Origin of the sequence: Salipiger sp. PrR002 (assembly GCF_010500775.1) — a bacterium.
Taxonomy (GTDB): domain Bacteria; phylum Pseudomonadota; class Alphaproteobacteria; order Rhodobacterales; family Rhodobacteraceae; genus Salipiger.
In genome coordinates this window covers 128,335-144,872 of sequence record NZ_JAAGOU010000006.1, presented here as the reverse complement: position 1 = coordinate 144,872, position 16,538 = coordinate 128,335, and the positions used below count along the sequence as shown (strand labels likewise).

Annotated in this window: 9 protein-coding genes and 1 pseudogene; all 10 read right to left on the bottom strand. The window is 65.3% G+C overall.

The window, feature by feature from the left end:
• Window positions 1-12: 12 nt before the first annotated feature.
• The 10 genes and pseudogenes from G0A00_RS08430 to G0A00_RS08385 all read right to left on the bottom strand — a co-directional run bounded on the left by G0A00_RS08430 (window position 13) and on the right by G0A00_RS08385 (window position 16,465).
• Window positions 13-1,650: an alpha-D-glucose phosphate-specific phosphoglucomutase gene (locus tag G0A00_RS08430; RefSeq protein ID WP_164179704.1), complete on the bottom strand. Its 1,638-nt coding sequence runs from the start codon at window positions 1,648-1,650 to the stop codon at window positions 13-15.
• On the bottom strand, window positions 1,647-3,515 hold the full coding sequence (locus tag G0A00_RS08425; RefSeq protein WP_164179703.1) for a 4-alpha-glucanotransferase: 1,869 nt from the start codon (window positions 3,513-3,515) through the stop codon (window positions 1,647-1,649). Before G0A00_RS08425 ends, G0A00_RS08430 begins: the two co-directional genes overlap by 4 nt.
• Window positions 3,512-5,569, bottom strand: coding sequence for a glycogen debranching protein GlgX (gene glgX / locus G0A00_RS08420; RefSeq protein WP_164179701.1), 2,058 nt, complete (start codon window positions 5,567-5,569; stop codon window positions 3,512-3,514). Before glgX ends, G0A00_RS08425 begins: the two co-directional genes overlap by 4 nt.
• Window positions 5,566-6,987: a glycogen synthase GlgA gene (gene glgA, locus G0A00_RS08415; protein ID WP_164179699.1), complete on the bottom strand. Its 1,422-nt coding sequence runs from the start codon at window positions 6,985-6,987 to the stop codon at window positions 5,566-5,568. Before glgA ends, glgX begins: the two co-directional genes overlap by 4 nt.
• Window positions 6,984-8,246, bottom strand: a complete 1,263-nt coding sequence (glgC, locus tag G0A00_RS08410) for a glucose-1-phosphate adenylyltransferase (RefSeq protein WP_066099769.1) — start codon at window positions 8,244-8,246, stop codon at window positions 6,984-6,986. Before glgC ends, glgA begins: the two co-directional genes overlap by 4 nt.
• Window positions 8,247-8,307: 61 nt before the next feature.
• Window positions 8,308-10,503 carry a 1,4-alpha-glucan branching protein GlgB gene (glgB, locus tag G0A00_RS08405; protein WP_164179697.1) on the bottom strand — a complete coding sequence of 732 codons (2,196 nt, stop codon included), beginning with the start codon at window positions 10,501-10,503 and terminating at the stop codon, window positions 8,308-8,310.
• Window positions 10,504-10,557: 54 nt separating this feature from the next.
• Window positions 10,558-12,933 carry a glycogen/starch/alpha-glucan phosphorylase gene (locus G0A00_RS08400; protein WP_164179695.1) on the bottom strand — a complete coding sequence of 792 codons (2,376 nt, stop codon included), beginning with the start codon at window positions 12,931-12,933 and terminating at the stop codon, window positions 10,558-10,560.
• A gap of 108 nt (window positions 12,934-13,041) precedes the next feature.
• Window positions 13,042-14,013, bottom strand: coding sequence for a glucokinase (locus G0A00_RS08395; protein WP_164179693.1), 972 nt, complete (start codon window positions 14,011-14,013; stop codon window positions 13,042-13,044).
• A 48-nt stretch (window positions 14,014-14,061) separates the two neighbouring features.
• Window positions 14,062-15,386, bottom strand: a pseudogene (locus G0A00_RS08390) (GH1 family beta-glucosidase).
• A gap of 32 nt (window positions 15,387-15,418) precedes the next feature.
• Entirely contained in the window at window positions 15,419-16,465 is a 1,047-nt protein-coding gene (locus G0A00_RS08385; RefSeq protein ID WP_164179691.1) for a LacI family DNA-binding transcriptional regulator, read from the bottom strand.
• Window positions 16,466-16,538 lie beyond the last annotated feature (73 nt).

The following is a 16,538-nucleotide window of genomic DNA, read 5'->3' as shown; positions in this document are numbered from 1 at the left end:
ACTGCCTTTCGGTCAGGTGATCACGTCAGGCGCGTCGCGCCCGGTGCGGGTCTTGATCCCGGCGATGGCCTCGGCGGCGGAGATCACCGGAGCCAGCGCCACCTGCGGATCAAGCGCGAATTTCGCCGCATCGGTCTCGACCTTCTCGAGGTAGACACGCAGCGTGGCGCCCTCGGTGCCGGTGCCCGACAGGCGCAGCACAAGACGCGAGCCGCCCTCGAAACCGATCTGCAGGCCCTGCTTTTCGGCGCGCGAGCCGTCGACCGGATCGTCATAGGCGAACTCTTCGGCGGAGGTGACCTTCATCCCCGCGACCTCATTGCCCGGCAGCACGCCAAGCTGTTCGCGCACGTGGTCCATCAGCCCGTTCGCCGCATCGCTGTCGACGCCCTCGTAATCGTGGCGCGAATAGTAGTTGCGGCCATACTCCTTCCAATGGGCATCCATCAGTTCGGCGACCGAGCATTGCTTCTTGGCCAGCACGTTGAGCCAAAAGAGCACCGCCCAAAGGCCATCCTTCTCGCGCACGTGGTCCGAGCCAGTGCCCGCGCTTTCCTCGCCGCAGAGCGTGGCGCGGCCCGCGTCGAGCAGATTGCCGAAGAACTTCCAGCCGGTGGGCGTGGCGTAACAGTCGATGCCAAGCCCCTCAGCCACGCGGTCCACCGCGCCGGAGGTGGGCATGGAACGGGCAACGCCCTTCAGGCCCTCGGCATAGGCCGGAACCAGCGTGGCGTTGGCGGCGAGCACCGCAAGGCTGTCCGACGGGGTCACATAGCAATGCTTGCCGACGATCATGTTGCGGTCGCCGTCGCCATCCGAGGCGGCGCCGAAGTCGGGCGCGTGATCGCCCATCATCTCGTCCATCAGCGGCTTGGCCCAGATCGGGTTGGGATCGGGGTGGCCTTGGCCGAAATCGGGCAGCGGGATCGCGTTGATCACCGTGCCGGGACCGGCGCCAAGCTCGCCTTCGAGGATCATCCGCGCGTAGGGGCCGGTGACCGCGTGCATCGCGTCGAACCGCATGGTGAAGCCCGAACGGAACAGCGCGTGGATCGCGTCGAAATCGAAAATCTCTTTCATCAGCTCGGCGTAGTCGGCGACGGGATCGACGATCTCGATCTCCATATCGCCCAGCATCACCATGCCGGTGCCTGCAAGGCCCACGTCCTGACTGTCGAGGATCTTGAATTCTTTGATGGTCTTGGTGGCCTCAAAGATCTTGTCGGTGATGCTTTCCGGGGCCGGGCCGCCGTTGGCGGCGTTGTATTTCACGCCGAAATCGCCCTCGGGTCCGCCGGGGTTGTGGCTGGCCGACAGGATGATGCCGCCATCGGCACCGCGCTTGCGGATGAGGTTCGAGGCGGCGGGGGTCGAGAGCAGCGCGCGCTCGCCGACGATCACCTTCTTGGCGCCGCTGGCCGCGGCCATGCGCAGCACCACCTGCGCCGCCTGAGAGTTGAAGTGGCGTCCGTCACCGCCCAGCACCAATGTCTTGCCTTCGACGCCGCCGATGCCGTCCCAGATGCTCTGGATGAAATTCTCGAGGTAGTGGTGCCCCTGAAAGACCGGGGTCTTCTTGCGCAGGCCGGAGGTGCCCGGCTTTTGGCCCTCGATCGGCTCGGTAGGGACGGTGCGGATGCTGTGCGTCATGACTTTCTCCTTCGGCCGGATGCTTCCATGATCCGACCGGCATTGGCAAGAACCGGGGTGTCTGCAATCGCTTGCGGCCCCAGAGGCAGGCGCTGGCGCCAGTTTGGGTATTCCGAGACGGTGCCCGGAAGATTGGGTTGGACATCGCTGTCCAGAACGTCCTCGACCTGCACGGCGACGAGACGCGCCTTGGTGGCGGCAAGGACGTGGAACATCGCTTCGGGCGCTTCGGGCGGCAGGTCGCCGCGGAACTGGCCCGAGAGCCAGTCGAAACCGGCGATCTCGCGCCCGCGCCAGTCGCGCATGCCATTGGCATGGTCTGGCGGGGTGAGGCCGATCTCGACCCGTGTGTCGATCTCGCGCCCGGCGCGCCAGCCTTTCCACGTGGGCAGGTCGTGGGTGGTGAAACTGGCGATCACCGCCTCGTCGTAGTCTTCGGGGCGCTTGAAAGCGGGCGGGTCGCCCGCATGCTCGAAACAGGCAAGGCGGCAGCCCAGCAGGCCGCTTTCGTCCATCGCATGGTGCAGCCCGTCGGGGATCACCCCGAGGTCCTCACCGATGATCACCGCGTTGGCCCGCGCCGCCTCGATCCGCGCCACGGCAAACATCGCCTCGCGCGGCATCTTCACATAGGCGCCGGGCAGACCTTCCTCGTCGGGCACCCAATAGGCGCGCTCGAAGCCGATGATATGGTCAATGCGCAGCATGCCCGAGAACCGCAGCTGCTGGCGCAGGGTGAGCGCAAGCGCCTCGAAGCCGGTGGCTTCCAGCACCACCGGGTTGAACGGGGCAAGCCGCCAGTTCTGGCCCTGCGGCGCAAAGGCGTCGGGCGGCGCGCCAAGGCTGGCTCCGGTGGCGAAATTGGCGCGGTCGGTCCATGTCTCGGCGCCATGCGGATGGGTGCCCACGGCGAGATCAAGATAGAGCCCATGCGCCATGCCCGCGGCTTTGGCGCGGCGCTGCGCGTCGGTGACGGCCCCTTCGGCGGCATATTGCAGCCACGCATGGAACCGCACCCGCTCGTGCAACTCGCGCGCGGCCTGAGCCACCTGCGGGCTGGCCGGATCCTGATAGGCCGGATCCCATGCGTCCCAATAGGCGCCAAGCTTTTCCGACAGCGCCTGATGGAGCGCGAATTGCTGCAACTCCTCACCCTCGTGCCGAAGCCATGCGTCAAAGGCGGCTCCCGGCGGCGCGGCGCGAAACTGCGCCTCGAGCTCGGCGAGGCGGGCAGGGGTTTCCTGCGCAAAATCGACGATCGGGCCGGGCGCGGCGGCGCTGCCGGTGGGCAGGTAGAGCGGCGCGAGGCGGCGACGGTGCGAGGGGGTGTAGGGGCTGAAGCCGCCGGGGTCGGCCACGTGAAACCCGGCGTGGATGGGATTGATCCCAAGAAATCCCGCGCCCTGCGCAGCGGCCCCTTCGGCCACCACGGCCAGATCCGCGAAGCTGCCGATGCCGCCCTGATCCGCCGGACGCAGGCAGGCCAGCGGCACCATCAGCCCCCAGTCCCGCTCGGGCAGCGGCAGGCGTGGCGGCGCGCTCAGCAGCCAGCAGACCTCTTCCGCCGCGTCCAGACGATGCCGCCCCATGGGCAGCGCGGGCAGGCGGCCTTCACCTTCGAAACCGCGACCGTCCTCCAGCGTGATCTGCCACGGGCCGCGCACGCCAAGGCTGGGCGGCTCGGCATGGGCGCAGACGTGCCAGCGCGGCAAGGTCCGGCTGTGCGGGCTCGCATCGGCGTCCTGACCCATCGCCGCCAGCAGCGCGGCTTTGGTCTCGGGCGGGGTGTCGTGCCATGTCCCATAGAGGTCGCGGTACTCGCCAAGGATGCCAGCGGCTTCGGCGCGCGCGTCGAGATCGCTCATCGCGGCTCCTCCACCAGTGCCAGCACGGAGTTTGCCGCGAGCGTCACCGTCCCCGAGACCGTCGCGGGGTCGGCGGTGGGATCCGCGGTGTCGAGATGGCGCACCCAGAGGAAATCCTCGCCCGGATCGGGCAGGGTCAGATCCACCGCGTCGCCTGCGTTGAAGGCAAGATAGATCGCCTCTTCGCGCTGTTTGTAGAGCGGCGTGCCCGAGGCCATGCGAAACTCGGCGCAGAGCACATGCAGATGCCCGTTGGTCCAGTCAGCGCGGCCCATCTCCTGCCCGTCCGGGCGCCACCAGAAGAGATCGGGCACACCATCGACGCGGCGGGGAATGGAGTGCAGATAGCGCCGTTGCCGCACGATCGGATGCGCCTTGCGGAAGGCGATCAGCTTGCGGGTGAAGGCGAGGAACTCGTCATCCTTTTCGCCCCAAGTGATCCAGCCGGTCTCATTGTCCTGCGCATAGGCGTTGTTGTTGCCGCCCTGCGAGTTGCCGATCTCGTCACCGGCAAGGATCATCGGCGTGCCTTGGCTGAGCAGCAGCGTCGCCATCATGTTGCGCCGCCGCTGGGCCCGCGCCGCGAGGATCGCCGCATCCTCGGTCGGCCCTTCGACGCCCATATTGTCCGAGTAATTCTCGCCATGGCCGTCGCGGTTGTGCTCGCCGTTCGCCTCGTTGTGCTTTTCGTTGTAAGAGACGGTGTCCATCAGAGTGAAGCCGTCGTGGGCGGTCAGCAGGTTCACCGAGGCGGTGGCATTGCGCCCGGAATGGTCGAACAGCCCCGCCGAGCCGGTGATCCGGTCGGCCATCACCGGCACATGCCCCAGATCGCCGCGCCAGAAACGGCGCACGCCGTCGCGGTACTGGTCGTTCCACTCGCTGAAGGGCGGCGGGTAGGCACCAAGCTGATAGCCACCCGGCCCGATGTCCCAAGGCTCGGCGATGAGTTTCTTGCTGGCCAGAATAGGGTCCTGCCGCAGCGCCTTGAAGAAGGCGGAGTTGCGGTCAAAGCCGGTGGGTGTGCGCCCCAGCGTGGAGCAAAGGTCAAAGCGGAAGCCGTCGACGCCCATGGTGTCGGCCCAATAGCGCAGGCTGTCCATCACCATGCGCAGCACCATCGGGTGATCGAGGTTGAGCGTATTGCCGGTGCCGGTGTCGTTGATGTAGTGGCGCCGGTCCTCGGGCAGACGGTAATAGCTGAGGTTGTCGAGACCGCGGAACGACAGCGTGGGGCCGAACTCATCGCCTTCGCAGGTGTGGTTGTAGACCACGTCGAGGATAACCTCGATCCCGGCGGCATGCAGCCGGGCGACCATATGCTGGAACTCCCAAAGCGCGCCCTGTTCGAGATAGCGCGGGTCCGGGGCGAAAAATCCGAGGGTCTGGTAGCCCCAGTAGTTCTTGAGGCCCTTTTCCACCAGAAAGCGGTCGTTGAGGAACGCCTGCACCGGCAGCAGTTCGATCGCGGTGATGCCAAGGCTGGTGAGATGCTCGAGCACCGGGTCCGACGCGATGCCGAGAAATTTTCCCGCAGGCTCTGCGCCGGGGAACTGCTGGGTGAGGCCCTTCACATGCGCCTCATAGATCACGCTTTTGGCAAGGCGGGTCTCGGGGGAGCTATGGCCGCCCCAGTCAAAGCTGGGATCCTCGACCACGCCTTTGGGCATATAGGGCGCGCTGTCGATGGTGTTGCGGCTTTCGGTGCCGCCGTTCAGCGCGTCATTCCAGACCGGATGGCCGGTGATGCGCCGGGCGTAGGGATCGAGCAGCAGCTTGTGCGGATTGAAGCGGTGGCCCTGTTTGGGCTGGAACGGCCCGTCGACGCGGTAGCCATATTGCTGTCCCGGTGTGAGGCCGGGCACGCGCCCGTGCCAGACATCGCCGTCGCGCTCGGGCAGGGGCAGGCGGTGGGTCTCATTGCCCTCCGCATCGAACAGACACAGGGTGACGGATTCGGCATGCGCCGAGAAGATCGCGAAATTAACGCCGTCACCGTCGAACGTCGCGCCCAGCGGGGTGGCACTCCCCGCAAGGATCACCGGATCGCTCATGGGCTCTTGGCCTTCACCATATCCTGATAGAGCGCCGCGTATTTTGCGGCGGAATGGGTCCAGCTGACTGGCGAGGCCATGGCGTTGGTCATCATGCGGGTCCAGGTTTCCTTGTCCTGGTACAGAGTTATAAGCTTCATCAGCGCTTGGGCCAGTGCCTGTGCGGTCACCGGGTGGAATTGTACGCCTGTGGCACATCCCGCTGCCAATCCAGCAGGCGATGCGTTGATCACCGTGTCCGCCAGACCGCCGGTGAGCGCCACCAGCGGCAGCGTGCCGTAGCGCAGCCCGTAAAGCTGGGTCAGGCCGCAGGGCTCGAAGCGCGACGGCACGAGGATCGCATCGCCGCCCGCGATAAGGCGCTGCGCCAGCCCCTCGTCATAGCCGATGTGCACCGCCACGCCGGGGTGCTTCTGCGCCTTGCGCTGGAACGCCTCTTCAAGCCCCGGATTGCCCGAGCCCAAAAGCGCCAGCTGGCCACCGCGATCGAGCAGTGCGGGCAGGGCTTGCAGCAGGATGTCGAGCCCCTTCTGCTCGGTCAGCCGCGAGATCACCACGCAGAGCGGACCGGGCCAATTGTCGGGCAGGCCAAGCTCCTTGCGCAGCGCGGCCTTGTGCTTGGCCTTCTGCGCGATGGTCTTATAGGGCGGGGTCCAGATCGTCTCGTCGATGCCGTTGAGGATGCCGACCAGATCCGCCTGCCGCTCGCGCAGCACGCCGTCGAGCCCCATGCCGAATTCCTTGGTCATCAACTCGCCCGCATAAGTGGGCGAGACGGTCGACAGCTTGTCGGCATAGACCAGCCCGGCCTTGAGCGCCGACACGCTGTCCCAGAACTCATAGCCGCGCTGGTGAAAGCCGGTGCGTGGCAGGCCGAGCGTGCCGATGCGCGCCGCCGAGGCCATGCCTTGGAAGGCGATGTTGTGGATGGTCATCAGCGTGGCGACCCGGCCCGCCGCGCCAAGCTCGCGCAGGTAGAGCGGGGCGAAACCGGCCTGCCAATCGTGACAATGGAGCACTTCGGGACGCCACTCGTCGATGCCGTCGGCACCGATCATCGCCGCGACCGAACTGAGCGCGGCAAAGCGTTCGGGGTTGTCGCGCCAGTCGTTGCCGCCCTTGTCCATATAGGGCCCGCCGTCGCGGTCATAGAGATGCGGGGCTTCGAGCACATAGAGGATCTGATCCCCCAGCGGTGCCTTCAGCACCCGCGCCGGACCTCCAAAGAGATCGTCGTAATCGGCCACCGCCTCCTGCGTCGGCAGCTTGGCCATCACCTGAGGATAGCCGGGGATCAGCACCCGCATGTCGACCCCGTGAACTGCAAGCGCCGCGGGCAGGGCGCCGACCACATCGGCGAGCCCTCCGGTCTTGATCAGCGGCACACATTCCGAGGCGACAGACAGGACACGAGTCATTTTGCGGCTTCCCTTCGGTCGAGCATTCCTTGCGTGATCAGTGTCACCCCCGAAGCGGTAACACGGAACCACTTAGCGTCTTCCTCTGGATCTTCGCCGACCACAAGCCCTTCGGGAATATGCACCCCACGATTGACCACCGCCTTGCTCAGCCGTGCATGCCTCGAGACGTAAACATTGGGCAAAAGCACCACCTGTTCGAGCGAAGCATATGAATTCGTGTGCACGTTCGTGAACAGAAGCGACTCGCGGATCTCGGTGCCCGAGACGATGCAGCCGCCCGCGATCAGCGAACTGACCGCCGATCCGCGCCGGTCTTCCTCGTCGTGGATGAACTTGGCGGGGGGCAGAACCTCGGCGTAGGTCCAGACCGGCCAGTCGGTGTCCCAGAGGTCGAGATCCGGGTCAAAGTTGGTCAGGTCGATGTTGGCGCGCCAGAAGGCGTCGATGGTGCCCACGTCGCGCCAATAGGCGGGCTTGCCCGCGTTGCGCACGCAGCTGTCCTCGAAGCGATGCGCCTGCGCGCCGCCCGAGGCGACGATCTCGGGGATCATGTCGTTGCCGAAATCATGGGTCGAGCTTTCCGAGCCCAGATCCTCCATCAGCTTGCCGCGCAGGTATTTCCAGCTGAAGACATAGATCCCCATGCTGACCAGCGTCTTTTCGGGATCGTCGGGCAGGCCCGGCGGGTCTTTCGGCTTTTCCAGAAACGAGGTGATCCGGTCGCTCTCGTTCACCGCCATACAACCAAAGGCGCTGGCCTCATTGCGGTCCACGGTCAGACAGCCCACCGTCACCTCGGCCTGACTGTCGACGTGCTGCTGCAGCATCTCCTCGTAGTCCATCTTGTAGATGTGGTCGCCCGCGAGGATGACGATATGGTCGATGTCGTAGCTGTCGATGATGTCGATGTTCTGCGCCACCGCGTCGACCGTGCCGCGATACCACGTCTGTTCGTTGTACCGCTGCGAGGCGGGCAGGATGTCGAGAAACTCATTGCGCTCGGCGCGGAAGAAGTTCCAGCCGCGCTGGCAGTGGCGGATCAGGCTGTGCGACTTGTACTGCGTCGCGAGCGCGATCTTTCGGATGCCGGAATTGAGCGCATTGGACAGCGCGAAATCAATGATCCGCGCCTTGCCGCCAAAATAGACGGCTGGTTTCACTCGAAAATTCGTCAGCTCATGCAGGCGCGATCCGCGTCCGCCCGCGAGGACGAACGCCATACTGCGGCTGGCGAGCCTCTGAGACCGTCGGGGCATCAATCTCCTCCTCAGTTGAATGCAATGTCTCGGCGATGGCCGTGACAGGGGTATGAAATCTTCAAGTTTCCTCGCGCACGAGGAAGATCGCCGAAAGCGGCGGCAGGAACAGCTCGGCCGAGGCGGGATAGCCATGGCTGGGCTCGTCATCGGCGACGACACGGCCGAAATTGCCGCGGTTGCCGCCTCCGTAAATTTCTGCGTCGGTGTTGAGCGCCTCGCGCCAGACGCCGGTGTCGGGCAGGCCGATGCGATAGGCCTGCTGCTCGGCGTTGCTGAAGTTGCAGATCACCGCCACCTCGGGCTCGTCGGCGCGTCCGCGGCGGATCCACGACAGCACCGAATTGCCGGTGTCGCCGCCCGCGATCCAAGCGAAGCCCTCGGGCTCGCAGTCCTTGGCGTGCAGCGCGGGCGTGTCGCGGTAGAGGTGGTTGAGATCGCGCACCAGCCGCTGCATCCCCGCGTGCTGCGGATCGCCAAGGCAGGGCCAGTCGATCTCGGCGTCATGGTTCCATTCGTGCGCCTGCGCGAACTCCTGTCCCATGAACAGCAGCTTCTTGCCCGGATGGCCCCACATGAAGCCATAGTAGGCGCGCAGGTTGGCAAATTTCTCCCAGCCGTTGCCCGGCATCTTGCCCAGCATCGAGCCCTTGCCGTGCACCACCTCGTCGTGGCTGATCGGCAGGATGAAGTTTTCCGAGAACGCATAGACCAGACCGAAGGTCATCTGGTGGTGGTGATGACTGCGGTAGATCGGGTCTTTGTGGATGTATTCGAGCGTGTCGTTCATCCAGCCCATGTTCCACTTGAACCCAAAGCCCAGCCCGCCCTGATCGACTGGCGAGGAGACGCCCGGATAAGCGGTGCTCTCTTCGGCGACGGTGAGGATGCCGGGGTGCTGGCCGTAGGTTTCCGTGTTCATCCGGCGGAGCATGGCGATGGCTTCGTAATTCTCGCGCCCGCCGTCCTTGTTGGGCACCCATTCACCGGCCGGGCGCGAATAGTCACGGTAGAGCATCGAGGCCACGGCATCCACGCGCAGCCCGTCGGCGTGATACTCGTCGAGCCAGTAGAGCGCGTTGGCGGTGAGGTAGTTCGACACCTCGGCGCGCCCGTAGTTGTAGATCAGCGTGTTCCAGTCGTGGTGGAAGCCTTCCTTGGGGTCGGCATGCTCATAAAGCGCGGTGCCGTCGAACCGGCCAAGCCCATGCGCATCGGTCGGGAAGTGTCCGGGCACCCAGTCGAGGATCACGCCGATCCCGGCGCGGTGCGCGGCGTTGACCAGATCGCGGAACTCATGCGGCAGCCCGTGGCGGATGGTCGGCGCGAACATGCCGATGGGCTGATACCCCCATGAACCATCGAAGGGGTACTCGCTGACCGGCATCAGTTCGATATGGGTGAAGCCCATCTCGGCGACGTAATCCACCAGCTCCTGCGCCGCCTCGATGTAAGAGATCGGACGCCCCCAGTCCTTGCGCCGCCACGAGCCCAGATGCACCTCGTAGATCGAGATCGGCGCGCTGCGCTTGTGTGCCTCGGCGCGGGTTTCGATCCAGTCGCCGTCGGACCAGCCGTAGCCCGAGATGTCGCGCACGATCGAGGCATTGGCGGGCGGATGCTCGGAGCCGAAGCCGATGGGATCGGCCTTGCGCGGCTGCACGGTGCCGTCGGGGCCGACGATTTCGTAGCGGTAGAAGGCGCCATCGCCAATCTCGGGCAGGAAAATCTCCCACACGCCAGTGGCCCCGCGGCGCCGCATCGGATGGCGCAGCCCGTCCCACCAGTTGAAATCGCCCACCACCGAAACGCGTTTGGCATTGGGGGCCCAGACCGCGAAATGCGTGCCTTGGATGCCATCATGTTCCATCACATGCGCGCCAAGTGCTTCCCACAGCCGCAGGTGGCTGCCTTCGCCCAGCAGGTATTCGTCGATCTCGCCCAGCACCGGGCCGAAGCGATAGGGGTCTTCCTTCTCGAAAGAGAACGGCCCCTCGTCGCCATGGCCTTCGCCGCGCAGCCGGTAGGGCAGATCGCCGGGCACCGCGCCGCGGAAGAAGCCGGGCACATCGGTGGGCAGGAGCGGGTGGCTGACGCCTTTGACCACGGCCCACATGCTGTCGGCGCCGGGATCATAGGCTGTCACATACCTCGCCCCGTCCACCTCATGTGGGCCGAGCACGGCAAAGGGATCGTCATGCTGCCCGCGAAGCAGGCGCAGCAGCGCGGAGTCGGGGGGATGCGAAGCGCTGGTCATGGAGGTGACTGTAGCTGCTTCGCAAGCGCTGGCAATGATCTAAGACACGTTGTCTCAAAGAAGACTTGTCGCGCCCCAGATGTCCCCCATGTAGCCGCGGATCGTCCGATCGGACGAGAACCAGCCCGAGCGCGCGGTGTTGAGCGCCGCCATATGCGCCCAAGCCCGCGTGTCCTTGAACGCCACATCCACCTCGCGCTGCGCCCGCCAGTAGTCGGTGAAATCCGAGCAGACGAGGAAGTAGTCGGCGCCTTCGAGGTTGCTGGTGATGCCGTGGTAGCGTTCGGGCTCGCCGGGCGAGAACCGACCCTCGCGGATGAGGTCCAACGCGCGTTTCAGGCGCGGATCGGCGTCGATTGCCTTGCGCGCGTGGCCCTCGATCTTGCGGCGCTCCATCACTTCCTCGGCGGTCATGCCAAAGAGGAAGAAATTCTCGGCCCCCACGTGTTCGCGGATCTCGACGTTGGCGCCATCCAGCGTGCCGACGGTGGGCGCGCCGTTGAGGGCGAACTTCATGTTGCCGGTGCCCGACGCCTCCTTGCCCGCGGTCGAGATCTGTTCCGACAGGTCTGCGGCGGGGATCATCCGCTCTGCGAGGCTGACGTTGTAGTTCGGCAGGAAGGCGATCTTGAGGAAAGGCGCGGTGACGGGATCGCTGTTGATCACTGTGGCCGCGTCATTGATCAGCCGGATGATGTCCTTGGCGAAGAAATACCCCGGTGCCGCCTTGCCGCCGAACAGTTTCAGGCGCGGCGTCCAATCGGCGTTGGGGTTGTCGCGGATCTCGGCCCAATGGGCGATGGTCTCGAGGATATTGAGATGCTGGCGCTTGTATTCGTGCAGGCGCTTGATCTGCACGTCGAACAGCATCTCGGGATCCACATGCAGGCCGTAGGTCTGGCCCATCCAGTTCGAAAGTTCCGCCTTATTGTCGCGCTTGACCTGCGTGTAGCGGTCGAGCCAAGCGGCATCCTCGATCGAGGGCTCCAGCTTTTGCAACTGCTCCAGATCATCGACCCAATCCTCGCCGATGGTCTCGGTGATCAGGCCCGCCAGCCGCGGGTTGCACGACAGCAGCCAGCGCCGCGGGGTGACGCCATTGGTCTCGTTGACGATGCGCTCGGGGTGCAGGTTGTGCAGTTCCTCGAAGACGGTGGTCTTCATCAGCTCGGTGTGCAGCGCCGAGACGCCGTTCACATGATGCGCCATGACAAAGCTGAGCGGCCCCATCTTCACCTGATGGTCGGCGCGCATGGAGTTGAGGCGCGAGGGGTTCTGCTTGGCATGGGTGCTGTCGATCTGGTCGATCAGCTGGATATGGCGCGGCAGCAGGCGGCCAAAGAGCGCCTCGTCCCATGTCTCCAGCGCCTCGGGCAAAAGCGTGTGGTTGGTGTAGCTCAGGCAGCCCTTGGCGATCTCCATCGACTCCTCGAACGACAGGCCGCGCTCGTCATGCAGCACGCGCACCAGTTCCGGCCCAGCGATGGCCGGGTGGGTGTCGTTGAGCTGGATGGCCACTTTCGAGGGCAGCTTGCGCAAGTCGCCGAACTGGTTGTCGAAGCGGCGCAGGATGTCGCGCAACGCGGCGGCGGTGAGGAAATACTCCTGCTTGAGGCGCAGTTCCTTGCCCTCGACCGTGGTGTCGTCGGGATAGAGCACGCGGCTGATGGTGCGCGCCAGCGCCTCGGGCTGGGCGGCCCCGGCAAAGTCGCCGTGGTTGAACCGGTCGAGATCGAACGGATGGATCGCGCGGCCCGACCACAGGCGCAGCGTGTTGGCCCAGCGGCCCTTCCAGCCGACGATGGGCGTGTCATAGGCCTCGGCATCCACCACTTCGGACGGGTGCCAGCGCACGGTTTCACCGCGCGTGTCCACATGACCGCCAAAGCCGATGCGATAGCGCACTTCGGGGCGTTCGAACTCCCACGCGTGGCGCTGTTCGAGCCAAAGCTCCGGCTGCTCGACCTGCCGCCCATCAACGAAGCTTTGGCGGAAGAGGCCATGCTCATAACGGATGCCATAGCCGTGGGCCGGACAGCCAAGCGTCGACAGGCTTTCGAGGAAACAGGCCGCCAGACGCCCAAGGCCGCCATTGCCGAGCGCCGCGTCGGGCTCGTCTGCTAGCACGGCGGCATAGTCCTTGCCGAACTCCTGCAGCACCGCCTTGGCCTCGTCCACCAGTTCGAGGTTGACGATGCCATCCTCGATCAGCCGCCCGATCAGGAACTCCATCGACAGGTAATACACCCGCTTGGCACCTGCCTCATAGGTCTTATGCGTGGCATCGATCCACGCGTCGGTGATCCGGTCCCGCACCGCATAGCTCAAAGCCATGCGCCAATCTTCGAGGATCGCGTGCTCGGGATCCTTGCCGAAAGAATAGCGCAGGTGTTGGAGGACGGACTCACGCAGGGAGGCAGTGGTGGTCATGGAAAGGCTCACTCGCTTTGGAAAAGACGAAGGGTTGCGCCGGTCGACCTAGGGCGTTCGCTCGATTGATGAACAGACTTTATTGTGAAAAGGCGACCTTCTTGCGCATCACGCCGAGAATTCCGGCAATTCGCTCAAGTGACAGGCACATCCCGTGAGCGCCGCATAATCGTCGGTCACAAGGCTGACCGGAAACTGATGCATGAACTCCTTGAAGCGCCCGCGATCCACAAAAGCCTCTTCAAAGGCGCCGGTGGTCAGATAGGGGCCGAAGTGCCGCGCGACACCGCCGATCAGATAGATGCCGCCGAAGGGCAGGGTGGTGAGCGCAAGGTTGCTGCAGACCCGGCCCATCATCCCCACAAAGGCGTCGATGGCGCGCAGGGCGCGCGCGTCGGTGCCGGCCTGTACGGCCTCCATGATCTGCTGCGCCTCCAGCGGCTCGCCCTCGCCATCCTCGTCGCAGAGCCACGCATAGACACGCTCGAAGCCGCGGCCCGACAGGATGTGCTCGACGCCGGGGCCTTCGTGTTTGCGCTCGATGAAGCGCAGCAGGCGCATCTCGGCCTCGGTCTGCACGGGGATCGCCGTGTGCCCGGCCTCGGACGGCGGCACCAGCGTGCGGTCGCCAAGCCGGTAGACGGGCGCGGCGTTCATCCCGGTGCCGATGCCGACCACCAGACGCGCGGCCTGCGGGCTGGCGGTCTGGCCGGTCAGGATCGGGGTCAGGCAGTCGTCCGCGATATGCCCCAGCGCATGGCCCTGCGCCTGCAGATCGTTGAGCACCGAGATCACGCTGGCACCGGTGGCCTCGGCAAGCGTGGGGCGATCAATCTCCCAATCGATGTTGGTCAGCCGCCCAGCCCCGTCGCGCACCGGCCCGGCCACGGCAACGCAGGCCGCCTGAGGCTGCGCGCCGATTTCTGCGAGGTAATGCTTGAGCACGGCGCCAATGCCGTCGTTCTCGGCGTTGCGGTAGCGTTTGACCGAGCCTTCGATCAGCCTGCCGCCTTCGCTGAGCGCGACGCGCGTGTTGGTGCCGCCGATGTCCGCCAGAACTGCTGTGCCGCTGCTGCTCATGATGCCCTCACTCCGTTTCGCCGCGCCCTTGGTCCGTGCCGTTACGGCTCATCCCGTCGTTAGCGCTCTCGCCAGCGCGTGGTAAGAGGCTTTGGGCGTGCGTTCAAGCGTCTCGAAGTCCACATGCACCAGCCCGAAGCGTTTTTGTAGCCAAGGCTCCATTCGTAATTGTCGAGCAGGGACCAGACGAAATGCCCCTTCACCGGCGCGCCCGCGTCGATAGCGCGGCGGACCTCGGCAAGATGATCGTCGATATAGGCGATGCGGTCCTGATCGTCGACGCCGCCATCCACCAGCGGGTCGGGCGCGGCCATGCCATTTTCGGTGACATAAAGCGGCATATCGCCGGTGTATTCCTGCGCCAGACGGATGAGGTGCTGCGACAGACCCTGCGGGTAAATCTCCCAGTCCATGAAGGTCTTGGGCAGCGGCCCCTCGACCTCGGTGAGCGAGGGCCACGGGCCGGGGTCGGGCGCGATCACCTTGCGGGTGTAATAGTTCAGCCCGCACCAGTCGAGCGGCTGGGTGATGGTCGGGAAATCGTCCTGCCAGTTCTGCGGCAGATGCGGCTCGAGCCCGTCGAGCACGATCTCGGGGTAGGCCCCTTTGAAGACCCCGCCGACGAACCAGCGGTTGTAGATGCCATCGTAAAGCGCCGCCGCATGTCGGGCGTCATCGGTGTCGTCCGCGGCGGTGGCCCACTCCATGTTGAAGACGCCGCCAAGGTTGCTCATGCCGAGGCCCCGCATCACATCGATGGCGCGGCCATGGGCGAGCAGCACGTGGTGCATGGCGCGGGCCGTGGCGCGAATATCGCGCAGCCCCGGCGCGTGAAGCCCCATGAAATGCGACAGCCACGCCACGCACCACGGCTCGTTGATCGGCGCGACGGAATACATCCGGTCGCCGATGCGCTTCATCAGCACTTCGGTGAAATCGCCGAACCAGCCCGCGATATCGCGGTTGCGCCAGCCGCCGAGGTCAGCGAGCGGCGAGGGCAGCTCCCAGTGATAGAGCGTGGCACAGGGTTTGATGCCGCGCTCGAGCATCGCGTCGGTGAGCCGGTCATAAAAATCGAGGCCCTCGGGATTGGGGGTGCCGCGCCCCTCGGGCAGCACCCGCGCCCAGCTGGTGGAAAAGCGGTAGGCATCAAGCCCCGCCGCCTGCACCAGATCGAGGTCCTGCTCATAGCGGTGATAATGATCGCAGGCCCGCCCGCCATGTTCGGCTCGGACCACATTGCCCGGCGTGGCGGCGTAATCATCCCAATGGGTGCGCCCGGCACCGCCGAAGGCATGACCCTCGATCTGATAGCTCGAGGTGGCGACACCGAAGAGGAAGTCTTCGGGGAAATCCTTGCGGGTAAACTGCATGGCCTGTCCTTGTGGGGTTGGGCGATTGGGGGTCAGTTGGCCGATGCGGGGGCCGATGAGGGAACTGGGCCGGTGGACCCGCCGATGATCAGCTGCGCCTCGAGCAGGCGCGATTGCGCCGGAAGGATGGGGTCTTCGATATGCGCCAGCAACATCGCGGCGGCGATGCGCCCGGCCTCATAGACCGACGAGCGTGTGGCGGTGAAGATCGGCAGATCAGGCCCGTTGCGCAGGAAGCTGAGATCGTCGTCATGGGTGATCACCGAAACGTCGCGCCCCATTTCCAGCCCGGCGGCGTGGATCGCCCGGCGGATGCCGATGGCGGCGATCACCGAGGAGGTGAGCAGCGCGGTGGGCGGTTCGGGCAGGGCGAGCAGGCGCTGCGCCGCCTCGAAGCCGTAGCTCTCGGTCATCTCGCCGCTCGCCAGAAGTGCCGGATCGGGCGCAACGCCGCGCGCCGTCAGCGCCTGCTCGAAGCCAAGCCTGCGGCGATAGGCGAAGTCCATGAACTCAAGCCCGTTGATCAGCCCGATCCTGCGGTGGCCGAGGTCGAGCAGGAAATTCGTCGCGCGCTGGAAAGCGTGGGTGTTGTTCATATCGACCCAGCTGTAGGCGGTCTCGAGCTCTGAGGCGCGGCCATGCACCACGAAGGGCAACCCGAGCTTGCGCAGAAAGGGGATCCGCCCGTCGTGCATCGACGGGCCGTGCACGATGATGCCGTCCACATTGCCCTTGGCCTTGAGCCGCCGGTAGTTCTCTTCCTCGTCGCGATCGCCGGTGACAGAGAGCGTCATGTCATACCCGGCCTTGACGTATTCCTCGGATGCGCCAGCTATGAAGTCACCGAACACCGGGTTCATCATCTGGTGCTGGGTCGAGATCGGGATCACATGGCCGATGGCCATGGCCCGTCCCGTCGCCAGCCCTTTGGCTCTGGCGTTCGGGGCATAGTTCAGGGCCTGCGCCGCTTCCGCCACGCGTTTGCGGGTCTGCTCGCTGACCTCGGGGTAGCCGTTGAGCGCGCGACTCACCGTGGTCTGCGACAGATTGAGGTGCGCGGCCAGTTGCTTGAGGTTCATCGCGAGGTCTTCCAAAGCGCTTCGGTAATCATCGACATTATCGCCAAAAGCAGGGTCACGGAAAGACCTTTTC